Source organism: Pseudomonas sp. MT92 (assembly GCF_058792515.1).
In genome coordinates this window covers 47,851-70,180 of the sequence record NZ_JBXAFA010000014.1, presented here as the reverse complement: position 1 = coordinate 70,180, position 22,330 = coordinate 47,851, and the positions used below count along the sequence as shown (strand labels likewise).

General features: G+C 55.7%; 24 protein-coding genes. 10 read left to right on the top strand and 14 right to left on the bottom strand.

Features of this window, described 5'->3' with window-relative positions; translation table 11 throughout:
• Positions 1–1,212, top strand: coding sequence for an adenine nucleotide alpha hydrolase family protein (locus tag AC1Q6D_RS24315; protein WP_256590184.1), 1,212 nt, complete (start codon positions 1–3; stop codon positions 1,210–1,212).
• Positions 1,213–1,386: 174 nt separating this feature from the next.
• Here the strand turns inward: AC1Q6D_RS24315 and AC1Q6D_RS24310 are convergent, their stop codons facing one another.
• Together AC1Q6D_RS24310 and AC1Q6D_RS24305 are read right to left on the bottom strand one after the other, a co-directional pair.
• Positions 1,387–4,368, bottom strand: a complete 2,982-nt coding sequence (locus AC1Q6D_RS24310) for a YARHG domain-containing protein (RefSeq protein ID WP_158249382.1) — start codon at positions 4,366–4,368, stop codon at positions 1,387–1,389.
• 657 nt (positions 4,369–5,025) lie between these two features.
• Positions 5,026–5,568 carry a hypothetical protein gene (locus tag AC1Q6D_RS24305; protein WP_103403796.1) on the bottom strand — a complete coding sequence of 181 codons (543 nt, stop codon included), beginning with the start codon at positions 5,566–5,568 and terminating at the stop codon, positions 5,026–5,028.
• A gap of 502 nt (positions 5,569–6,070) precedes the next feature.
• Between AC1Q6D_RS24305 and AC1Q6D_RS24300 the strand changes: the two genes are divergently transcribed.
• Positions 6,071–6,373: a hypothetical protein gene (locus tag AC1Q6D_RS24300; protein WP_050683023.1), complete on the top strand. Its 303-nt coding sequence runs from the start codon at positions 6,071–6,073 to the stop codon at positions 6,371–6,373.
• Between the two features lie 73 nt (positions 6,374–6,446).
• Here AC1Q6D_RS24300 and AC1Q6D_RS24295 read toward each other — a convergent pair whose 3' ends face one another.
• The 3 genes from AC1Q6D_RS24295 to AC1Q6D_RS24285 form a co-directional block, all read right to left on the bottom strand.
• The gene (locus AC1Q6D_RS24295; protein WP_158249383.1) at positions 6,447–7,592 is read right to left on the bottom strand and encodes a tandem-95 repeat protein; all 1,146 of its coding nucleotides are present in this window, start codon (positions 7,590–7,592) and stop codon (positions 6,447–6,449) included.
• Between the two features lie 2 nt (positions 7,593–7,594).
• Positions 7,595–8,035 carry a hypothetical protein gene (locus tag AC1Q6D_RS24290; RefSeq protein WP_103403797.1) on the bottom strand — a complete coding sequence of 147 codons (441 nt, stop codon included), beginning with the start codon at positions 8,033–8,035 and terminating at the stop codon, positions 7,595–7,597.
• A 79-nt stretch (positions 8,036–8,114) separates the two neighbouring features.
• Positions 8,115–8,567, bottom strand: a complete 453-nt coding sequence (locus AC1Q6D_RS24285; RefSeq protein ID WP_103403798.1) for a hypothetical protein — start codon at positions 8,565–8,567, stop codon at positions 8,115–8,117.
• 251 nt (positions 8,568–8,818) lie between these two features.
• Here AC1Q6D_RS24285 and AC1Q6D_RS24280 point away from each other — a divergent pair, with 251 nt between their 5' ends.
• From AC1Q6D_RS24280 to AC1Q6D_RS24255, 6 genes are all read left to right on the top strand, one after another.
• Positions 8,819–9,256 (top strand): hypothetical protein, encoded by a 438-nt coding sequence (locus AC1Q6D_RS24280; protein ID WP_050683026.1) that lies wholly within the window; start codon positions 8,819–8,821, stop codon positions 9,254–9,256.
• Positions 9,257–9,317: 61 nt separating this feature from the next.
• Entirely contained in the window at positions 9,318–9,575 is a 258-nt protein-coding gene (locus tag AC1Q6D_RS24275) for a hypothetical protein (protein WP_050683027.1), read from the top strand.
• Positions 9,576–9,883: 308 nt separating this feature from the next.
• The gene (locus AC1Q6D_RS24270; RefSeq protein ID WP_050683028.1) at positions 9,884–10,147 is read left to right on the top strand and encodes a hypothetical protein; all 264 of its coding nucleotides are present in this window, start codon (positions 9,884–9,886) and stop codon (positions 10,145–10,147) included.
• 328 nt (positions 10,148–10,475) lie between these two features.
• Positions 10,476–10,751: a hypothetical protein gene (locus tag AC1Q6D_RS24265; protein ID WP_082239634.1), complete on the top strand. Its 276-nt coding sequence runs from the start codon at positions 10,476–10,478 to the stop codon at positions 10,749–10,751.
• Between the two features lie 17 nt (positions 10,752–10,768).
• The gene (locus AC1Q6D_RS24260; protein ID WP_103403799.1) at positions 10,769–11,068 is read left to right on the top strand and encodes a hypothetical protein; all 300 of its coding nucleotides are present in this window, start codon (positions 10,769–10,771) and stop codon (positions 11,066–11,068) included.
• 36 nt (positions 11,069–11,104) lie between these two features.
• Positions 11,105–11,800 (top strand): hypothetical protein, encoded by a 696-nt coding sequence (locus AC1Q6D_RS24255; RefSeq protein ID WP_050683030.1) that lies wholly within the window; start codon positions 11,105–11,107, stop codon positions 11,798–11,800.
• A gap of 58 nt (positions 11,801–11,858) precedes the next feature.
• On the opposite strand, the gene AC1Q6D_RS24250 is transcribed toward AC1Q6D_RS24255, so the two are convergent.
• The 3 genes from AC1Q6D_RS24250 to AC1Q6D_RS24240 all read right to left on the bottom strand — a co-directional run bounded on the left by AC1Q6D_RS24250 (position 11,859) and on the right by AC1Q6D_RS24240 (position 13,675).
• The gene (locus tag AC1Q6D_RS24250; RefSeq protein ID WP_050683031.1) at positions 11,859–12,452 is read right to left on the bottom strand and encodes a GNAT family N-acetyltransferase; all 594 of its coding nucleotides are present in this window, start codon (positions 12,450–12,452) and stop codon (positions 11,859–11,861) included.
• A 201-nt stretch (positions 12,453–12,653) separates the two neighbouring features.
• Positions 12,654–13,016 carry a hypothetical protein gene (locus tag AC1Q6D_RS24245; RefSeq protein ID WP_050683032.1) on the bottom strand — a complete coding sequence of 121 codons (363 nt, stop codon included), beginning with the start codon at positions 13,014–13,016 and terminating at the stop codon, positions 12,654–12,656.
• 137 nt (positions 13,017–13,153) lie between these two features.
• Positions 13,154–13,675 (bottom strand): hypothetical protein, encoded by a 522-nt coding sequence (locus AC1Q6D_RS24240; protein WP_103403800.1) that lies wholly within the window; start codon positions 13,673–13,675, stop codon positions 13,154–13,156.
• Positions 13,676–13,961: 286 nt separating this feature from the next.
• Between AC1Q6D_RS24240 and AC1Q6D_RS24235 the strand changes: the two genes are divergently transcribed.
• Entirely contained in the window at positions 13,962–14,234 is a 273-nt protein-coding gene (locus tag AC1Q6D_RS24235) for a hypothetical protein (RefSeq protein ID WP_050683034.1), read from the top strand.
• Between the two features lie 42 nt (positions 14,235–14,276).
• On the opposite strand, the gene AC1Q6D_RS24230 is transcribed toward AC1Q6D_RS24235, so the two are convergent.
• From AC1Q6D_RS24230 to AC1Q6D_RS24205, 6 genes are all read right to left on the bottom strand, one after another.
• Positions 14,277–15,332 (bottom strand): tetratricopeptide repeat protein, encoded by a 1,056-nt coding sequence (locus AC1Q6D_RS24230; RefSeq protein ID WP_103403802.1) that lies wholly within the window; start codon positions 15,330–15,332, stop codon positions 14,277–14,279.
• A gap of 90 nt (positions 15,333–15,422) precedes the next feature.
• On the bottom strand, positions 15,423–19,199 hold the full coding sequence (gene dsr1, locus AC1Q6D_RS24225; protein ID WP_103403803.1) for an anti-phage defense-associated sirtuin Dsr1: 3,777 nt from the start codon (positions 19,197–19,199) through the stop codon (positions 15,423–15,425).
• A complete protein-coding gene (locus AC1Q6D_RS24220; protein WP_050683037.1) occupies positions 19,200–19,388 on the bottom strand; it encodes a hypothetical protein in 189 nt (62 codons plus the stop codon).
• Positions 19,389–19,556: 168 nt separating this feature from the next.
• Complete coding sequence (locus AC1Q6D_RS24215) at positions 19,557–19,859, bottom strand: hypothetical protein (protein WP_050683038.1); 303 nt, start codon at positions 19,857–19,859, stop codon at positions 19,557–19,559.
• A gap of 466 nt (positions 19,860–20,325) precedes the next feature.
• Positions 20,326–20,517 carry a hypothetical protein gene (locus AC1Q6D_RS24210; protein ID WP_103403804.1) on the bottom strand — a complete coding sequence of 64 codons (192 nt, stop codon included), beginning with the start codon at positions 20,515–20,517 and terminating at the stop codon, positions 20,326–20,328.
• 374 nt (positions 20,518–20,891) lie between these two features.
• Positions 20,892–21,713 carry a GIY-YIG nuclease family protein gene (locus AC1Q6D_RS24205; RefSeq protein WP_219738956.1) on the bottom strand — a complete coding sequence of 274 codons (822 nt, stop codon included), beginning with the start codon at positions 21,711–21,713 and terminating at the stop codon, positions 20,892–20,894.
• 166 nt (positions 21,714–21,879) lie between these two features.
• Here AC1Q6D_RS24205 and AC1Q6D_RS24200 point away from each other — a divergent pair, with 166 nt between their 5' ends.
• Positions 21,880–22,197, top strand: a complete 318-nt coding sequence (locus tag AC1Q6D_RS24200) for a hypothetical protein (protein ID WP_146041475.1) — start codon at positions 21,880–21,882, stop codon at positions 22,195–22,197.
• The last annotated feature ends 133 nt before the right edge of the window (positions 22,198–22,330 follow it).

The following is a 22,330-nucleotide window of genomic DNA, read 5'->3' as shown; positions in this document are numbered from 1 at the left end:
ATGGGCGGCGACTTTACAAGCGATACCATCGTTACGTTGATCGGTACCCGCCGGGATGAATCGGCGGTTCGTGGGCGCAATATGGCCGCCCGCGGCGAAAGCGCCTTCCAACCTGTGAACATGGCTAAGCCGGGCGACAAACCCAACTGGATCATGAGTCCCATAGCTGATTTCACGACCATGGATATTTTCGCGTTTCTTTCTCAGGTCACCAATGGGCGTCTGCAGACCTACTCGGACTTCTCTCAACTGACCGAGGTTTACCGCGACTCGGCTGGGGATTGCATGGTGAACGTGATGATTCGTGATGGGGGGGCAGAGCGCAAAACCTCATGCGGCGCCCGACACGGGTGCTGGATGTGCTTGCGCGTAAGCACGGACAAAAGCATGGAGAACATGCTGGGTCATGAGGACGGCATATACGACTGGATGAAGCCACTCAACGAATTCCGCAATTACCTCAAATCCCGCCACTACGATCCCAAAGGGCGTAACTGGCTGGCTCGATCGATCAACCCTGAGAACGGGCATATCAAGATTGCTGCCAATGCCTACTCCCCGGACCTGTGTCTGGACCTCCTGCGCTACGCCCTGACCATCGACGCGAATGAGGCTGAGTGGTCTCAGCGCAACCAGCGCCCTGCCCGGTTCCAGCTTCTGGGCATGAAGGAGGTATTGGCCATCGATCTGCACTGGTCGAGGTACTCGTATCAGCGGCCTTTCACTGCCCTTTCCGAGTACAAAGCCATTTTCGAAGAGGGTAAACGCTACCCGCTTCCAGCTGAGTACACTGAGTTTCAACGGTCGGATCTGGATATCTCCCAATCCATCGAGGTGCCCTTCGCCGACAAGGAATTCAACGGCATGTTTGAAGGTCTGCGCTCGGTAAACGATGAGCTCTCCTGCCAGGGCACCCTTCTGAAGAAGGGCATCTACTACACCAACGTCAATGAGACAAACGAGTTCGACTTGGACGACGAAGGTGCCAGCTCTTTTATTCCTTCGAGCTCGACCGGGCACTCGAGTACTACGGCCCTCACCAGGACGTATACCCGTCGCAGGCCCTCCACTACCTGCTGCGCTATGGCGTTGTATCGTTCAAGAAAGGTGGCCACTCAGCCTGGGACCGCATGCTGCGTATTGGGAATCAGCTGCACCGGCACGGGCTGCGGGATATCCTCAATAACCCTGATGCGCTGGTCGCTAAGCTGACTGGCCTTTTCGCTTCCACCGGTGGCTCCCAAAAGGCCGCTGAGCCCCCAATACGACCGGTGCCGCGTTGTGATAACGGGCAATATCTGATGGAGTTCTAGGTGCAGCCAGTGCCGACTCCTACTGCGTCAGCGGCTCCCCTGCGGGGATAATGGATGCAACCATCGTTGACGATCATCTTCTCTTCGTTCGAAGCTCTGCTTGCTGGATCAAAGAGATGTTTCGCCATTCTGTTCGGGTCAGATTCTCGACAAGCTCAGGTATCGGAATATCGCTTGGCGCATACCAAGGCTGAGCGGAAAAATGTCGAACCAATTCATCGGGCCCAAATTTGTAGCCATGGCGAGCGAAAATCTCATTGCGCGCGACACGGAGTGCCCAGGGGCTAAGCTGCGCCAAATCACGTGACTTGATGACACGCTCCGAAAGAACAGGGTATTCACCCCTATTGTCCACAGCGCCGAGCATCAAACGACAGGTGGTGTCATAAGTTGCCTCGGAGCCATCCGGTTTGGTCGTTGATGGAAACGGATAGCGCTCGCAGGACGGAAACGGGTAGTTGGCCACGATAGCCGGAAGTGCGTCCATGCCAGGACTCAAAGGACCCCGGAAAAGCCGTTTGAACACCGCCTCTCGTGCATTCGGGTCACCCCAAAGCAAAAATCCGGACTGGGCACCCGCGTATCCCGATCTGCCAAATCGACTCTTGGAGGGCCACCCACTTACAGCGCCGGTGGACACCGGGTAAGGGAGGCCGACGGCCTGCCATTGGTGATTACCGTCAATTGACGAAACCGCCCGCAGCAGGATGCTAAAGGGCTGTCCTGGCGTCTCTGCGAACAGTTTCCGCGGCTGCGCCTGAGGATTCGCTTCCACCATTAAATCGTTGTAGACCGCGTTCAATGCGAAGGCATCCAGCAATGCCAGCTTCGACAACACTATGGCGTCGTAGAGAGCCGCGAACCGATCTTCCGAGATCGTGTCGCTTTCTAAAACCAGCCCGGCATCACGTCGCACCCGTTCAGCAGCATCAGGGATCTCCAGGAGACGAGATTTGCTCTCGTCTCTTGCGTAAATGTCGTTCAACCGCGCATCGGAGATACGCTCCTTGCTGGTGATGAGTTCTATCAGGACCTTAAGCTGAGGATTGTACAAAAACGCCGCAATTTCTCCGCCCGCACGACTGACAGCCTTCCTCACTTCCTTCTCCAGGGGTTTTTTAACCTTTTTCTCAAACTCCTGCTGGACCTTGATGTTCGGTGCGATCAGCCAGCCAAGCGAGCCCAGGCTGTCCACGACTTGATTGATTTCAGTCGTCAACTTGTCGTGCAGGTCCGTGTAGATGTCCTTGGCAGTACAGACTGTCTGCGGAACCTCGCTGGGTACGGCACCTAGCACGGGGCTCCAACACTCATACCACTTGAAATAAGGGTCGAGCGCACTGCCCTCTTCAGCGGTCAACAAGTGAACGGCGACGCCCTGGCTTGACTTCGAGAAAGCCACAGAAGCCCGCCGAATATCTGCAGCCCAATGTTGCAGAAAGAGCACGATAGGGTTGTAACGCGCGAGCAGGTCCACCACCGGCGCCAAGTCCTTCGTCAGCCTGTCCAGGTCCTGCTGAGACTGCTGCGCTAATTTTGTCGCTTCTTCGACACGCTTTCGCGTGAACTTGACCGCCTCCATGTCCAGCTTGCGTTGTGCGCGATCAGCCTCCAATTGCAGACCAACAGTCCGCTGCGCGATTCTGGCATTGGCGATGGCTTGTTCCGCCTCCACAATCTTGCTTTCAAGATCCTTAATCAGCTTTTTGAATCCATCGATCACGCTCAAGGCCTCATTGAGCACGTTCTGCTTGGCATTGAATGCCTCCCTGGCAATATTCAGCGTCGTTTGTGCCGACCTATATGCCGGATTGGTCGAACAAAGTAGATCGCCCAGCCAGCCCCATTTACTGCAGATGGTCGCCCCAGTAGCATCGAGCACTCTCTGTGCATCATCGACCAAATTTTTCGCTGCCCTCGCCGCGTCGCGCAATCCCTCTAGTCCGCTTTCCTGCAGGTTGATCGAATTTTTTGCCACCTCGATCTGTTGCCGCCATCCAGTAATCAGCCCCGGGTTCTCGTCGATTATCTTGGCGGCATCGAGCAGTGATCTTCCAGCAGCCTCGATGAGTTCGTCGCGATGCTTGAGGACGTTCTCGCTTTCCTCCAGCCCCTTGCCGGCCAGCTTCAGCCCTTCCTCCGCCAGCTTTAGATTTCCCTTCGCAATCTCCAACGGCTGAAGCTTCTTGAGGCCGATGTCATTGATGGTCTTAGAGATGGCCAGCGCGTCCTCGTAGACTTTTTGCACGTTCTCGTGCAGCACTTCTATGGCGACCACATGTCCAGTAACCTTGATGACCTTCTTAAACTGCAATGAGACGGGGTTTGCTAGCATCAGTTGGTCGGCGACGAATTCATTCGGGGCTTCTGGTATCGCGGCGTATTTAGACCAGATACGAGGGGTCCGATCCGCGATGTAGCGCTCCAGTACGAAGTGTCGTACCTCAATTTCGTTGCTGTCGCTATGCTCGGCAATGTCGAAGATGCCGCCGGCGTAGTGATTGACCCACGAATGAGCGAACACGTCGGAGCTTGCGTGCGAAAGAAAGCCGCTCACCCATGCCAGGTCCGCGCCTCCGCCGGCATTTGCCAGCAGATGGCGCAAAAAGTCATCGGTCCCCCACCCATCCTTCAGCCCAGGATGGATCGTCACCTGCGACGTGATGAAGTCGGGAAATACATCTGGACCCAACGCTCCAGCCAAATATGCGTTCGGATTACCTTTAAGAGCTTCCAGCGTGGTCGGGGGGATTGGGTACCGCTTTGCGCATTGACTGCCAGGTTTCGCTGACGCCAGCGCTTCGCCAGCACATACGGATATCGAACCAGTCAGCGCATCATCCAGCACCTTGGTTGCGATATACAGATGCGTGTCGAGGGAGAATGCGAGCGAGTTTTGAGCTGGAATGCCCGCTAAAACGCTGATTAGAAAGAAGCAAGTCATTGCTCTTGCGCATCGGCGGTTTATGCATCGAACAACGCCCGAGCGCGACGTCGGAACTCTCGACCTTTTTTCAATTGAATCGAAATGAGCAATAGCAGCTAAAAATGCCATCTGATTAGTCTCCGTTTCGGCAGGGGCGTCGCGAAGGAACACGACGTGAGCCATGGAGCGACTGCGAAACGGATCACGGCTGCTCCAGGGAGTCTAGCAGCGAGCAACCGATTTGCTGCGCCCCACGGACCGTACGCATAGCGCGTGGCGCCCGAGCCGTTCCAGCGGGACACCGGAAACGAAAAAGCCCGGCGCAAAAGGCCGGGCTTTTTTATCGAATCATTGCCCCATTGACTGGAGGGGCGGTCGGGCTTGCCTGGACTCTCCCGTTTCCGAGACGCTACGTTCCCGTAGCGGACCCTCATCGAGGGTGGAGGTGGTTTGCCCGTGCCGTTCGTTGCCCATTGCTGCGCAACTACTGAGTGGAACGAACCTCAAGTCCATCTAACCTGCAGCTGTTTTGCGGATTCTCTCATCCCTGGAATCCGGGGCACCTTCTGCGGACCCCCACGGCGGTGTAGCTGATCGCCGCGGACGTATTTCTACGTCGCCACACTGAGTAGTGGCCACTATTTGGTCGTCTAGAAACTGTTCGGCACCAGGTGAGCTCGTGCTCCTTGGGTGCCTCTTTGATTTGTATTCTCCACGACCTCCTGGATATGCAACCCCCCAATGAAAAAAGGCCATCCCCGGGATGGGAATGGCCTTTGGGTATTGCTACAGCTCGATCAACTTGTAGTCAGTCGTATCGGCACTTTTCTTTTTCTTCAATTCAGCGGTGATCTGCTCCGGTGTCGGATTAATCATCCACATCATGAGCTCGTAGTCCGAACCACTCGGCGGATGAATCCAAGCATGAACCCGATGCGTATAGCCCCGAGCTTTGTACTTGGCGTCGTCACGTTTGAGCTTGTCGTCTTCCTTCTTCATGTCCTTCTCGAATTCCGCATTGAGCTTGGCCATGAAACAGCTCTCGCACTCGCCGTCACGATTGGTCCGACAGGTCGACGGATCAAATGCGGGCTTTTGGCAGGTCTTGCAGGGCAAAACCTTCACAGTTTCCATCAGAGCCTGGCAATCTTGCTCGGTAGCGGTCTCGATCGGAATATCCTTTCGGGAAACTATCGTGTTACCGCCATTCGGCAATTTGACTGTCAGCTGCAAGCCGTAGCCCGGATACATGAACACGCACGGGCTGATTTCGGCTGTCAGTTCAACGTCACCTTGAATAGCGGTGAATTTCTGGTTTCTGGAAAGCATGGTATAGCTCCTGAGCAATAGTCGCGGAGCTACCCCAAGCGGGATGGCATCCCGCGAGGGTTTTGGATGTGCTGCATCGCAGCTGGTGGCGGCAGTAGAACTGCCATTCATTCAGACCGAACACTCGATCTGAAAGAAACTTTTGGATGGTGCCTGATGGCTGAGGCGCAGTATAACCTGGTGGTGATTGGCGGCAAGTCGGACATCCAATCTAATTTATAGCGGTCACAGCACCTCCCTCTTCTACTTGGCCCCAGGCTGCTGATGGCCAAAAGTCGACTGCACCTCGCCCCATTTGATCACGGCAGTCGGCGCTGTGATGGACAGAGTTGTGGTTACTGACTAGCGTCAGTTACTGAGCTGCCGAAAATGATTCAGCAAGCCTGGGTCATGGTGGCGAGGATGCGTAGTCGAGGCCGTAAATGCGAGCTGAAACCACTCCAACCGACGGTCATTCCGCTGCGCTCGATTCGTTCTCATCGATTACAACCGGAGCGCCGCTATGGAAATCACTAAGTTCGGGCCGCCAGAGCAACGTGGTATTGACCTTGATTGCGATATCTACTTCACCCTCAATAAGCCTGAAGTGGATACGCTGAGTAGCCCTGTCACACAAGCTACGATCGCAGCATTGCTTGCTCCCGGCGTGCCGCCATTTGGAGCCATCGCCGCGGTACTGATTCTGAACTACATCAACCTGATGAAAGAGCATGCTGGCTCTAATGGAGTTTCCGTAAAGTGCACAATCCGGCAAGGCGCCGGATTGCTTACGCAGATGAAGGAGTTCATCGCCGAGCCAATCTGACGAGCAAGATATATAACGCAAGCCCTATCAATAAATAACCCGCTGTCAGAGCGTGACAGCGGGTTGTCTGGCGTTATTGTTTGCTTACGACACCTTTGATGGTTACCGGTCGACTCTCCCTCGCTTCAATCTTCAGAGGAGTTCTCAGCACAGGGGCATCGTTGACCGGGTTAACGGTGACTTGCACCGTTGCCGGTAGCGACCAAGCGCCCTGATTGTCCTGGGCCCTATAGGTGAGGCTGGTGACTCCGTTCCAATCTTTAAAACCAGTAAACGTGAGCACGTTTCCGACAATACTCACACTGCCCTGAGTCGTTGGCGGCGCACTTACGATTTGAAAGACCGTCGGCGCCGGTGAGTCGATGTCGGAGCCACTCAGCTGCACGCTGCCGGAGGTATCTTCGTTCAAGGTCAGTGATTTGGCATCAGCAACGGGTGGGTCGTTTACGGGGTTAACGGTGATGAAAACCGTAGCCGCGTTAGACGCCGCTCCTTTTGAATCGATTGCTCTGTACGTGACAGACGTGGAACCGCTCCAATTTGCTGGAGGTGAATAGTTAAGCACATTCCCGGACAGCCACGCAGATCCAACTGATGGCCCACCAAGAATTTGGAAAGAGTGGTAATCACCTGCATCAGGGTCATATATAGGAAGCGCAACAGCACCTACAGTGTCCTCAGCAGTTACCAGAGAGGCATTTCCTGCTGTCGGAGGTCTATTAGTTTCGCCCACCGATACTGTCATGATATTGGTATAGTCATCGATAGTTGAACAGTTCGTGCACAACTGCCAACTAACAGCAATGGCAATCTCGTATTCGCCAGGTGCGGTAGGGCCCAATGTGCTGAAGCTTACCACTGTTGACGTTCGCGATGCCCCACCGCAAGAAACGAATCCAAACAATGACCCATCCACCATAACTGGGACGAGAGTGAATAGGCCGCCAGAGCCTTTAGGCCGGTAAAAAAGGTTAGCGCCAACATTGGGTACCGGCCCCATGCCAGACGCAGTACAGCCATTGCCGATTCTGCTAGGAAAAGTTATCGTGAAAGTCATCTGACTGTAACCAATCGGCACTTGTGACGCACCACTTATTGTCGTGCCCGGAGTTTGTGGATAGACAATCCCATCATAAATGTACGCCCTAGCGCACAGACTCGTGAACGAAAAAGCCAAAGTCGCCATCAGACATAACGTATAGCGTATTAATGAAGCCATGTTCATTGATCCACCCGGGTTAGAGCGCGATTATCTTTTAAATAACCATGCAAGTTGCATGTCCTAGGAATACCACCCGGCTGTACTATTACATCCGCAAAGGATTTACGGTAGATGAGCTGGAAGTTAGTCCCGACACAATCTTTGTCGGTAGAAACAAAATCAACAGCCTGCCCATCCATATTAGAGCCCAGCCCTTCCACCACTCCATTTAACTGAAAAACACCCAACTGCCCAACTGCTGTATCGGCAACCTTGACGTAAATAGTTGCCTCGTAATCCACCATGCCAATTTTCTTTTTTAGAGCAATATGCTGCCCTACCTCAAGACGTTCAAGATCAACATCCTCAACGGTGTCTATATGAAACAGGGAGTAAGTCATCACGCCCCCAACTACTAAAGAGAATAAAATTAGTGGCAAGGCCAATATATTGCGTGTCATAAAATCATCTCGTATAACCGGAAACTGTGCGGATCCACTTGCTGGAAAGGTCTAGAGCCGTGAACAAGTCGAGCCGCCATCAGCCCTCCTGTTCCTCCTCTTCCGATTCGCCCTCGATTAGCCTGGACCACGTGAGCGTGCCATCGTCGCCGAATCCGCACTCGTAGTTGGGGTTGTTTCGGTAGCCTTCGGCAATGGCCAACTTCATGGCCCTGTAGGTCTCGGGGGAGCGGGGACGCTCGCTGACGGGGACCCCACCCTCATTGTGGTACAGGTGGACGATCTGGTCCCATTGATCGAGCAGCCCTTTCCAATCTGGCCCGTACGTGGCCATCTCGTGAACACGCGCCCCCCACTCCGGCACCAGGTCCAGCAAGCGCAGGCAGCGACCAAGATCGGAGCAATCAGACGGCGCGTAGCCCTCGCAGGGTTCGCCGAGCATGTGGGCGCAGATCGAGAGACTCGATGCGCCGGTGTCATCTGAAAGCAACCAGCTGATCACCCGTCGTTCTAGTGTTTTCAATCCTGTCATCTCGCTTCTCTGGGAGGGGAACGTTGGAGTTCGCCGCACTCGGGTCGGACATCCTCCTGACCATGTTGCCGGCCTGATCGGAAGCGTCTCACGGGCCAGAGTGCAAAATAGGTCCAGTTCATCCCAGTTTTGGGTTCAGACAGTGCACCCACACACGCTGGCTCCACCTACAATCCCGGCTTTAGCAAACTTGCATATACCCAGGGCCGTGCGACCTTCGGGTCAAAGATTTCCCTCACTAGGAGCGCGACATGCAAGTTATTACTGGCGCTAAAGTCTCGACGTACTTCAACTGGAATCGTGACGCTGATGAACGTTCGCAACTGACTCTCATCACGCGAGCACATGATGTGACCTTGGGCTACGAAGATTCTTTTCGCGGGAGCGCCGTCCTTACCTTGAGCGCTCAAGAGGCTCATGCCCTCGCTGCGGATATTCTCAAGCTGGCGCCCACAAGCAACGGAGTTATCCCCTATCAAGAGCGCACCGGTGCATCCACCAATCGCGTGGACCCAGAAAGCGGTCTGATCATCCGGATCACCCACAACACCGATGGAGAGCCATACCGCGAGGGAGTACGCCTCGAAATCAGCCGGCCCGACCACACAGAGGTCCTCTGCATGGACGTCGACGCATATACTGCGCACCGTCTGGCTAACAGTCTTAAGGCATATTGCCTGACAACCTAACCCGCTCCGGCCCGCACCCTTTGGACATCCCAACAAGTCCTGATCCGATTAGGAAACCCAGATGAAATTTCGCGTTCTCTCTGTAGCGATCGACACCACCACCGTCCCGCTATCGCTGGTACCACCCTTCTCCCTGGAAGCGCCGCGTGAAGAGGTAATCGACACCCTGTCAAATGAAGGCTTCACGCAATGCCAGACCGTTCGCGATGTTGAAGTCACCTACGAACGGTTCTGGAATTTCCTCAATGGCGAAGATGCAGTCCATGACCCAAAACAAAAGGTAAAGGTCTTGCTCGTTGAGCGACTCCTCCACGAGTAGGCAGTGATCTAGAAACGGACAAGACGCCCAACCAGCTACACCAACAAGTGAAAATCATCATGACTGTAAAGCATAAGCATCCCTGCGCACCGGAAATACCCGCCTACGATCTAGGTGTTTTATTTTTCGGGGTTGCGAGCGTTGCTCAGCTCCTCAATGTGTTAAACGAGCAATCACTAAGTGAATGGCAATTCGCCGGACTTTGCGTGACGCTACTCGTAACCACGTTTTTTGCATTCAAAGCTCATCGCATGTCGAAGTGCGACGACAGCTCAGGTCAGGTCAGGTCAGTATAAAAAGAGGCGGCCATGACTACCCATAGCGATGCATTCTTTGCCAGGAAGCTCATGGCAACGCTCAAGGAACACCACCCAGCCTTCCCGGTAGAAACGGTGAAAGGTAGTCGAATCGGCGCGGGGTCACAGCGCGTTATCCATATCACTTTCAACGGGGGTAAGTTCGCCCAGTTCCCGTTCCCTGTGAAGGGAACCCATACGGCTGCTGTGAGCGATGCTTTGTACATGTCAGCGTGCAGCATGTTGCAGCTCACACCAGCACCCGAAGCGACGTAGGAAACCAATGAACATTAATGAATCGCTTGCGGACTCTCTAATTCGATCTACTGCCTTCATGGGCAAGCAAGCAGGTCAGATTCTCAAGGATCGCCCAGCAGCTACCCGTGGTGGCTCTCCGAAATCCAAAGCATCGCGCAAGGCTGCCCGTCGTGCCCGACGCGCAACCCGGCGGGGATAGGAAATCTCGCCATCCCCGCTTTAAATGTGAGGCCGCGTGCGTAGATAGCGGCACATTTGGGGCCGTTTCGGGAAATAGATTAATAGGCAATCTTGCCTATATGCTTGCATAGGCAAGATTGCCTATTACAGATAAAGCGGAGGACGCGTGGACAATCGCACACGCTATTTACAACTGCTGGATGACTACGAGATCACCCAGGCTAAAAGTGCTGAACTGATTGCAGCGGTTACAGGCCGCCCTTGCGCAGCGCGCACCGTCCGGTCATGGGTTAACGATCCTGAGAAGCCTAGTTCAACACCGTGTCCGGATTGGGCCGTTGCTAAGCTCGAACTGGCAATTGAATACATGCAGCGCGCCTTGGCGCGTCGCGCCGAAAGTTTAGGGGAATTGACCGACCATGGTACTACCGTCGAGCAATAAGCGAAGGAGGCCCAAAAATGAATCGTGACCCATGGCGCGACGTTACCGCCGAAGACCTACTGCCGGAGTTTGAAAACTCCCGAGAGCCGGAGGACGGCGCTCGTTATGTCGTCGCACGACACGGCCCGGACGGGATTATGACTGTTTACACCCTTCGCCCGTATTACCGGAAGGCAAGCGATTCGTGGCTCTTTACTTCGGGCTCGCAAGCGCGCAGCGATGAGGATTATTGGCTGCCTGAAAGGCAGTTTGATGAGGCCATGACGAGGGCTGAAGAACGCAGCCAATTGCGCCGACTGGGCATCTTTAAGGCTTAGACATTCCACTCAAGATCCACCGCGGAAGGATTTCCAATGCTGTACCTGCTCTTATGTTCCCTGGTGATGATTGTCGCCATGGTCAAAGTCCACAAAGTAGTGCTGCAGATGCTCGAGTTTTTGAGCACCACAGAAGGCGCACGCCCCAACCCAGCCGCTGCCTTGATCCCCATCATGGTGGCCGCAGCCTATACCGCACCGGTAATGACCGTGGTCCTCGGAGTCCTCTTTACCGGTGAGAATGTGCGGATCGATGCCACCAGTGGCCGCGGGCAGATCTACCTGCTCCTTGCCGGCTCACTGGTCATTCTGGTCACAGCCCTCATCGGAGCACGTAAGGCCTGGTCTGACAGAAAACTCGCCTTCTGGGCTTCCGGTCGTCTTGTCATTCTTCTCCTCGCCGGCACGGTCGGAGTGCTATCGGCCTACAAGCACCTAACCTTTTTCAGCACTGACAATGACGGCATTGCCAACGTTGAACTTCTGCGCGATGAGGCCGAACTGGGCGACATGAAAGCATGCGCAAGTGGGGTCGCCCTGGTGCAGTTCAGAGACACTGGCCCCCTCGCCTACCGCTGCCCCACTAGTGTTCTCTTCAATCAGGATTCTCAGCAGCCCTTCACGCCATGGCCTGACTACGTTGAGGGCAGCAGTGAAGACCTCGCGGTCGCCGTGCGCGATATTAAAGCTGCCGTAGACCGCGAGGCATCTCTTCTGCAGCTGGAGCGCTAGGCCCGCACCTGACCAGGCTCGACGCCCATGACGACATTTCTCACTGCAGCTTCGAGGGTCAGCTGACTAGAAGCTGCTTGATGTCGTCATCGTTCAACATGAACACCGGTGCGGCCCCATCGGTCCCAGGGCTCCCCATTAAGGCGAGATCTGCGTACATGTCCCTTGTGAGGGCAAAGCCTTGCTGTGCACTCGGGGGCGTGAAGCCGCCCTTGAACTCCAAGCCGGCACGCTCATAGAACGGAATCAGATCGTGGCTGCAGAGTAGGCAGGTGCCCTGCGAATAGTTCAGAACGCCGTCCAGCAACTGGCTGCCTATACCGTGGCCTCTGTATGCCTTGAAGACAAAGATCTTGTGTAGATATCGGGACATCGCAGGGTCTGGATGCACAAAAAACATGGCATAGCCGTAAAGACGGCCGTCTTCATGACTGATTGCAATTTTCAGGTGGCCAGCTCGATAACACTCTTCAAGGATGCCTACAACGTGGCGGATCGCCCGCATCGTCTGGACCTCTGTGAAGCCCATGAAGTGCATGGCGAGCCCAGGTTGCGCCAATAAATCAGCCAAAATTCCTTTCGCGTCATTTTCAAAAATCGTCGGAAGGAAGGTACCGACAAGGTCCTGGGGTGACTCTGGCTGCTGTGTCATAGACGGTCTCTGTCAGTTTTTAGAGGACAAAAATGGATGTCCCATACTGACATAGCTCGCGCTGGCGGGCTGGCGAATACGATGGGTTTTCTCGTTGCGCTGGAAGCGGCAGCAGCCAAGCTCTCAACGGCGCATACTAATTACCCGGTTGCGACCAAGGCCCCGCTACCACGGGGCTGTTAGTGGTGCTCAATTCTGACTTCACAGCCCTTTCATTGCGTCACGCAACTCATCCGCCGACGATTTGCTCCCAGCCGGCTGGCCGTTCGCAAAAACCACGTATGTAAGCCATGGCGAACTTTGGCGAACACCGTCTGCTGCCTTCAAGTCAAATTTCGCCCTGCACTCGAAATTGCCGTTCTCCATTTGGGCGCCATACCCTTCAGTCATCGCCGTGACCTGAAGGCCACGCTGCTGCGCGGACGAGTCCAAATGGCCCCGCAGACGCTGGAAGCAATCGTCACGCAAGGTCATCGCAGACGCAGTTGCAGGCATTCCAGCCGGAATCCCTGCCTGAGCGGAACCGGCAGCCAACATCAAGGCCATTGCAAAAATCTTCTTCATGAATCATTCCTTCGGCTTACTGTAATTCACGGGCACGATTTGCCGCGCCCCTCCACTGCTTCGGCCCGGCAATGCCGGGCTTGAGTTGTTTGTCCATTCCGCGCAGAAATATGCTGTCCTCGGTGTTTACCCGGGCTTCAGGTTTGAAGGCTGGACTCGGCAAGTTCGAGCCAGGTTGTATCGACATGGATCGTTGAAGGTGATTGAAACCAGATACGAATCGCTTCTGCGACCGCGAACAATTCTTCCGTGTCGATTTCTCCAATGCACGTGATAAAGCCAGGAGTGACTTCCTTGGCGTCAGAGCAGCCAGGCTCGACCCATTCCACCCATAGCAGGTTTCCGCGACCATCGATCCAGAAGTACAGGCCGTCCCTGAGTGTGGCCACGGTACCGCGAGGCATCCCAATTAGGGCCTGCTTAAGCCGTTCGGCCTCACGTTCCATCTGGGAGCGTGAAGCGCGGGTAACCATCATCATTTCTTCAACCGAAAGGGAAACGCCGGTTGCGTCCAGAACCATATCTCGCAGCGCCGTACTGCTTTGATTAAAGTGTGCTTCGAAGGTGGCGCCGCCCACCATCACCAAGCAATGGTTCATGTCTCCATTTTCGGAGGTAACGGTTTTGACGATGACTTGAGGATGCGATTCAGGGGACATTGTTTTTCCGTTCGACAGTTGATTTGAAGGCAGGGGGTATCGGCATTGCCCTAACCCAGGCTCTATGCGGGAAATTCTCCCACTCAATTCGAACATGCAAGCGTCAGCCTCAGACAGCTGTGGCCACGCTCTCCGCTACCTGCAGCACTTGCGTATAATCCTGTTCACTTTTGGAGCACTGGATGTTCCAACACTACTGAGTTTTAGATCCAAAGCCTCGGCCGAGTCTGGGATGGAGAACTTAAAAGGACGCCCTCTTGCTCTCACACATCTCGGACAGTCACGTATGACCCTTTTAGAAACGACCATCGTTGAGCAAGCCCGCCACGAACTGCAGAACCTGCGCTGTGCGCTGTTGCTGCCAGAGGGGCCGGATCGCACTTCCAAGATCTCGTCGTCTTTCTGGATGCTCAATGGCCTGACAATGCTGGCCACCCTCGCAAATAGCGGGCTGGGTGAAAGCGCCGCAGAAGAGTTGCATGCCATAGATCGGGACGCTGGTCAGGCGATCGCCGCCGCGAGCCTCGTAGGTCTGATCAAGAAGGACACACCGAATTAATGGTTCGATGTGCTCCTGCGCCCCTGGGAGAATGGGAGGGGCTCACCGGAGCTTCTTGAACAATGCGTCCCTTTTTCTCTTCACCCCAATCTTTGGGTCAAGAGCCAATGCCTCATCGAACGCTTTGACCGCCTTATGTAACTCGCCCAGCGCCTCATACGCCAGCCCCTGCAACTTTAAGGACTTGGCGTTCCAGGAATCAATCTGATCGGCACCGCGTTCACGGGCCAGCTTAACGGTGTCTAGCACCTGGCGAGCCATCTCTGCAGTCAAATCTGGCGACTTTAGCAACGCCTCGGCAGCCGGAATTGCAAACTCGTAACGGGGTGAGCTGAGCTTGGCTTGCGCAAGCTTCGCTGCATCGATAAAGGCTCCTTCGCTGTCGTATCGAAACGAGCCGAGGTCTTTGAGATGGGCAGTTACCTGCGCGGTATCTTCATCAATCGAATACCGCTCAGGCCATCCGGCAAGCGGATCAATGGAGTAGCGAATCGCCCTTTTACTGACGTCGATGAGGAACAGCTTGCGCCCGTCCTCGGTTGGGCTATTTGCAGTCTGGAACAGAGCAAACAGCCCATTTTTTGAGATCTCACTGTTCATGACGTTTGCCGTCACATCCTTGGCGAACAGGATCTGGCCGTTAGGCTCGAATACACTGAACGTGCCAGAAAGCGCAGACCCGAAGTGCCAATCCTCAAGGCTGAAATGTCCACTGTCGGCAACATGCCCACCATTTGGGCGGGGCATTTCTCCACGGACAACGACCTGCCCGGCCTCAGCGTCATACAGCAGATAGGATCCGTTGCCACTCTCTCGATGACCACCAATTCCCATGGCCGGGACAGAGTCCGACCAGGACAGCACCCAACGACCGTTCGGAGAACTTGAATGGATACCAACGTAGTCGCCCAGCCGAAAGATGTGGTTGTCCTTAACGGGTGAGTTAGTTTCGGCATCCACTCGCTTTGGCTCAGCGGCAGCGACTGCCGCAGAGGCAGGAGCAGATGTCGAAACGTTTGCCCTGATCTGAGAACCCGGGCGTACGTCACCCGCGCCATTTCCAGACAGCAGATTCTTTAATGCGTCAAACCACCCCATGCCGTTCTCCTTTGTGCTGTTAGCGCAACCCAGCTCACTTGGCCGGATCTCCAATCCAGCTGTGCTGCCTGGCTGGCATCTCCCTTCGCCTCATCCCTGCCCACGCATGCGTAGGAATATCAGCAACTGTTCATAGCGATTATCCCCCTCTAGCTCTGGTGCAGCGTTCCGGATAGCTGCCAGACACGTGGAAAGATCGCTGGGCGGCCACTGGGCTTGCTCACCTACCACCCGGCTCAGAAAATCAAGGGCCTGTTCAGGGAAAATCCTGCAAAGGTCCGCTTTGTGGAGCATACGCACCGCGGTGTCTGGATGACCCAATGGCTGTAGCCACGCACGAAGCATCTCCAAAGCCTCAGGAAATGCTTCGCCCGCCGCAACACACAATCGGGACATTGCGTCGGCAATCACCGGCGTCATAACGTCCTGGCCTTTTGGCCAGAGGTTATTGATAAAGGGGGCTACCCGGTTCGCCCAGTAGTCCGTACGTTGATCGCCCGCTCCTTCCAGAGCATTAACCAACGCATTTGCGACGTACCGCAATCCTTCTGGAGGAAGTGCGCGGACAGCGCCAGCAAGCTCGGAGTACGTGAACGTGTCGCCCGGATCCAGTGCGGCATAAGTCAAAAGTGAGGCGTATTGCACACGATGTTTGCCCAATGCTTCATAGTGACGAGCGGAATCCAGAAACGAGCGCTTCAGCACCTCCATCAGAGGGCGGTATAAGCGGGGCGACCACAAAAAACCCTCCCAAGCCGCGCGAGCTTCATCCTCTGAGATCTGCCATTCAAAGTGAGGCAGCAAGTGTTCCGTGGCCCAGTCACGGTCAACCCGGAACAATGCAATAACATGGGCCGCAAGCAAGACACGCCCATGCCGATATTTTTCAATCCTGCCATCGCAGAGCTCCGTAAAGGTGGGTTTAAGCTCGACAGGCAACCCCTGCCCGTCCTCCAGAGAATTCCGGTACCACCATTGGAGCAGCGCCTCAGCGACTTGACCCACGGGATGATTGATGGCTCGTCCAACGGGATCGTCCGTCTCACTGCCGTCGCGGCTGTGCAGTTCCAGGACGCGATGACCGAGCGTGAAGAATTCCTCCTCGTGCCCAACAAAGGTTTTAGCGATGGTTCTCAGCCAGGAGCTCACACCGTGAGTTAGTGGCTCCATGGCCTCATCCGGTGCCCCAGCCAATACGGGTGCCATATAACGCCAGGCGCGTGAGACGTGCTTGCCCTCAGACCATGCCTGCAGCGCCTCGCGCCAGCGGCCTGCCGGCCAAAAATTCTCTTGCGCTAGGGCCCACAGGGCGCAGGCCGTAGTTGCAAAGTTGTCGCGGCAACGCTCCCTCCAGTCATCCTGCTGGAAGTAATCGGCGTCTGGATGCTGCTTCAACCATTGGATCAGTTCATCGCGTGCGCGTGGTGTGGCAGTGAATTTTCGCCAGTCATCGCCGCTTCCGCTCCAGTAAGGAAACTCATCGCTTTGATCTTGCGTCAACTCCCACTCCGGGTACTTCCGGCTGAGCGCATCCAGGCGCTCCTGCGCAACCGCGCTCAACGTTGCGCCGGCGCCGGCGACCTTAGCCAACCGCTGCCATACCTCCCTATCCAGAACACGAGCCAGCCGGTCGGGATCGGCACCGTCATCAAACATCGTGAGAGACGGGCCGGCAAGAATGGCGCGTTCAAGCTCCAGGACCATCTCAGGATCGCACTTCTCCGCCAGGGCAACGAGCAAGCGTGTGGATTCACGCTCAGTCTCCAACGACCAAAGCCACCAGTGGTCATCCGCTAACAGCCAGTCAAGGGCACGGCGACTGCCTATGACATCCCCTTTCGTTGCAGCAAAAAAAGCCAGGCGCTTGAAAAGAGGATATTGGATGGTCCACCAGAGCTCCGCCTCGAGGGCTGCGCGCACTGGCGAAACCGCAGCCGTGGCCAGCCAGGCATCCCGCGTCAGCTCGATGAGCGCTGTCCAGTCGTTGTAGTCGTTGTTCTGTGGGTGCACATCGATCGATGGCTGCTGCGTGTACGAGTTGTCACGCCTGTCATCAGCGCCCCCCAGTTCCCTCATCAGGTCAAGCGCGTCCCGCAACAGGCCCGTGAAATCGGAGAGAAGGCCGGGCAGTGCTCCTTGCCAGCGCTCGATACTGGAAAGATCCTTCAGGTTGGAATGGACGTCATCCGCCAACAGGACGATCTCCCATCCAACCAAATCCCTGAGTCGTTGTTGCTCTTGGCCTTCAAACTCGTCGGAGGAGCCGTACGGCGCACGCAACGAAACACGTGGCGACAGTAGTTCCCTGAACTCCAGACGCAGGGACGATGTAAGCCCATCACGATTGAATCGATTTCGCCAACGGTATAGATCGAGTGCCCGGGGACCGACTTTGACGCGGCCACCGAGCAGCAGCCGCCATAGCGTACGCATCAGAGGCCCGGGTACCGCATTGGGAGCACCGGCTCGCATTCGGGCCAGTTCGTCGGTTTTACCTTCGCGCTCGAGTGTGGCCAGCTGTTCTAAGCTGTGCTCGATCCCTGAGGCAAAATTGACGTGCAAACGGCCTCCCCAATTGATGAGCCAAAGCAACAATGCAGGATCATCCAGGTGGCGAGTCAGCCACCGCGCCAAATGCCCCATCACGGCATCCCACTGACCACTGACGCCGTCACTTTCTACCACGCTCATGAAGGGGGCCAGGGGGTAAGGCAAGGGCCTATGCATCAAGCTGAAGGAAAGCTTTTTATCCAGGCGGGGGTTCGGAGGAACGCCATACCGGGCCAGGTCGATATGGCCGAAGCGAGCCTCACTCAACGGCGTTAGCCAATCCAGCGAAGGCACCGGCTCCAGATCGGCAAAACGCTTGGCAGGCAGGCCGTGTCGGTCACTCAACGCCCAAAGCAGGCGGCCCACGAAATCGTCCTCCTTGGTACTTGCCAGAGGGCGAGCAATCGCGCTTTCAACGACGATGCGCTCCTTGCCGCGCACGCCGTCGCGGTAGGTTTCCGCCCATGACTGCAGGGTCTTGTGCAGGTACGCATGACGGCGGTGTTCCTTGTAGAGTATCGGCGTGACGTTCTTGGCCTCCCACTCGTTGGCGCGATCTTCCTCCCCACCTTGAGAGTAACTGCCAAACGCGAACATCTCCGGGGACGATTCACCGAGCAGGCGGTCGGCAGCGAGAGCATCCATCATGTAACGAAGAACGGGGTCGGTGATGCTATAACCCACAAAACAGACGGTGTAATTGCGGAACATCTCACTGACGAATCCCGCAGCCCATCGCTCAGTGAGGTACGCCAGGCCGAAATCACCGCTGGAAATCACCAGGTGATCCAGTTCACTTGCTGTGGGTGCTTCGCTCAGTAGGCCATGAAGATACACCAACCCGTCCCACCGATTTTTTGGCACGGGTAACAGGGGGGCTTGAAAGACATGGACCGGAAATGACGCCGCCGGCTTCGCCTCTTCAAACAAACGGTCGAAGTTGGTAGTGATCAACCGAGTGCGCCCATCACGAGTCCTGCCAAGGTTCAACAAGGCCTTGTGGGTTGCGGTTGCCTTGGGCGAGCTCAGGTCTGGCGTGAGAATGCTCGCCATAGTCCGCCGAACTCTCTCACGCCCTACTACTGCCTCCAGCAGTCCGACGGCGGTGTCGTATTGCTTGGACTTGATTGCCAGTTTCTGCACCCCGCTCGCATTGGGTTCAAGGCGTCGATACAGCTCCTCCACAAGGCCGCGGAACCCTGGCAGGCGTGCAGGGTAGGAGATGCCTGCCCCACAGAAGAACACCACGCGCCCTTCCTCGTGTGCCTGCAGCAAACGCTCGGGAATGTAGGGGCCATTTTGGACGAATTGCGGCATTCAGCGGACCTCGGAAATCAGCCGCACCCGGGCAACTGGCAGCAGCGGGCGGCCAGTTTCAGTGATGGCGGGGTGCGTGACCTTAAGAGAGACGACATCGCCGGGCAGGCGGTCGATGGTTTTTCGGTAGGCCGTCAATGCCGCGGGAGCTGCGCCTGCATCAGGCTGGGTGATCAGTCCATCTCGCATTGGCTCTTCCTGAGTACTTTCCGGACCGCATAAACAACGAATCCAGTAGTCTGGCACAACAGTCAGATGTATGTGCAGCCGGCGCCGCCGGTATCGGCCCGCGCGCGACCGCTGCGGATTCATCGTCTCGCCGAGGGCGCTCTCGTTTGAGCAGCGCCGATCAGTCGATTAATCCTCTGTCTCCAGGAAGATGCGCCACATCCCATACTGTTGGCCCTCCTTCCAACTGCCTTCCAGTCGGCGACCATCCGCCAGGTGCAGTGTGCCGCTCGCCTCGAACCCTTTACCCCTGATGAGGTAATGCCCCTCTCCCTCCATTTCTCCGATGTACTCAACGAGCTCGCCGTCGTTCATGTATTTGACGATCAGCTGCTGGGGCGACATCTCGACGATGCACTCCGTTTGCAACTCTGCAGGTGCTTGAGGATAGAAGGTGTCCATCTGTGACTTTGCGAAACGCTGAGTGGTCATCTTTCTGGCGTCCTGTTTACTTTGTCTGGTCGAGTGCGCATCGAGGCGCAGATCAGGATAGTAGAGGTGCGCCCGGGGCTCAGGCAAAAAGTGTTTGCACGGATGGAGTCATCGGCGAATGATTCGGGGCATCCAATAGCATAGTGACTCGGCGAGCCGGCCAAAGATCAGTTTCGGCATCGCCAGCAGAGCGGGTCCTTCTCAACGAGCAGGGACGCTTCGATCGAAGCCAACGGCGTCGTCGATTCGCTGACTGAAACACCGCAGCCAGGGCAGCTCCAGACCAAGGCAAGCCTTTGTCCAGCGTCCATTGCCATCAGTTCAACGCTACCGGAGGCCAGACCCATGTTTGCCGAATAGCTTTCGCAGCCTTGGCACTTCTCGCATACCGTGCTTTGGGAAGTAGGCCAGCCGCTACTGTCAATGGCTTTACCTGCCAATAGAACCACTTGGCAGTGATGGCGGCTCACGCAACCACCTCGCAACTCAGAAAGAGCTGTTGCGGGCGTTCACGGCGTTTGAATCTGCCGAACGTTTCGAGTCGGGTGCGGACGCGATACCAGTGACCGTCGAAGGTTAGAAACAGGGCAAGGGTGCTACCGGTCAAATTTGGGGTACGTCCAGTTTTGATGATTTCTTGGTTGTCGATTGCACTCATCAGCGTTACTCGGGGTTCAAACAATGCTTCGGGAATCGGTGGTGAATGCAATGCCCTGTTCGCGAGAGGCAGGGCCTCTGCCCTACCTCACGCTCACCGCCATTGAAAACATCGCGCTCTTTACCAGGTCCCCAAATCTGATGTGTGCTGCATGGGGATTGGCAGAGCGCCGGGGCTCATTGCATTCGTTCCTAGTGTCTCACCACTCTTCAAAATGCAAGGGGTCTCCCTCGGGCTCGAAAGCGACTCAAGCCGCTTATGGCATGGGGTAATAGGGTGTTGGGATTTTTGACGGGGATCGAGCACCCGTTCAGTGTTCTAAATGGACAATGAGGGGGGGCTTCGCCACCCCGTTGCCAATGCACTGATAATGCTTAATTGAGGTTGTATCCGTGCGACCTGGTCAGCAGGATTTCCTTCCAATGGCTCTCGCGCGCATCAATTTCCCCCGGCATCGCGTGCAGGTCTGCGATCTCCAGCAATGAGAATCGAAGATCCTTTTCGCGTTCGGGCGGAGCATCAATTCCAAACTCCCGCTTGAGCGCCACGTTGTGGCCATGGCTGGTCGTCGAATATGTACACCAGCGCCCCCAAATACCGGTCTCCCCGTCGGCCTTGCCCACGTATAGCTTCCCGGTATGGGTATCGGTGATCAGGTAGATGCCCTTGACACTCGAAAGGGCTGAGCGCCAGGAATCAACGTTCTGCTGGACCACCACATCGAGTTGGCTTTTGGTCAGGTTGACCTTTTTGAAGCCAGGAAAATGGCCAATGCTGAGGCGTTCGGCCAGCAGTTCATTCACTGCCAAGTCCCCTGCCAGCGTTTGACCATACGGGTAGGAGTTACGTTTGGTGTAGCTGCTGCTCAGATACAGCCGCCCTACCCACTCCTCGGCCGCCGGCACACGCTCCAGGGTGTAGATGTAGTCAGGCTTCGGGCCGTCTCTTTCGACACAATCCATTGTCCGAAACAGACCCGCAAACAACCAGCGGGTTGGACTGCCCGCCTGAATCAGCGAAACCACGTAGGGCAGCTTAAAATTGCGATTGCTTTGCCGACTCTGCCATACGTCGAAGCCGCCCTGTATGAACACGTCGAGCGGATGATCCTCGCCGTTGTACCTGGCCAGGTGGACCTTGGTCTGTTCCGGCGAAAACGTCGGCTCCCACAGTTTCAACAGATCGAACAGGTTCAATGCAACGCTCCCTAAGTGGCCACGATCGCAAGTGTATTCGTTGTAGGTGTGGTGTGCATCGAAGGCTTGCACTCAGCCCGAAAATGATAATATCGGCGTAATAATGAGGAGTTTCCCAGGGGCTTTGCCGCCGGCACTTACGGTCACGAAGCTGATCGAATTCGCCATGAACCCGTCAATAATCAAGCAGGAAATAATTATGAGAATACAGTTTTGGGTTGCTGATGAAGACGAAAGAGAGACGCTAGCCGAACTTGGGCAGCGGCTTGTTAAAGAGAGAGTGGATTACAAGCGAGGTGATTCCACCTTTAGTTGGCAGATACTCTCAGGCTGGAGCTACGACGTGGTACCGACACCACCTTGGAAATTCACATTTGATTTCGAGGCAGATGCCGTTCGTGCTCTTGAGCTGCTGGATGACCCTCGGCTTGAGTCCGTAAAGTTTTTAGAAAAGCGCGCTCAGCAGACCAACACTCAGCATTGATATCCAAAACAGGTACAGATTGCCGACGCAAGCACACCTCACCTGAAACTGGCGTGAGGTTCGAGGAAAACGCCCTAACACGTCGCTCAGATGCACCCCAGGCCCCGGCCGAAAACTGGGGCCGTGGACGTAG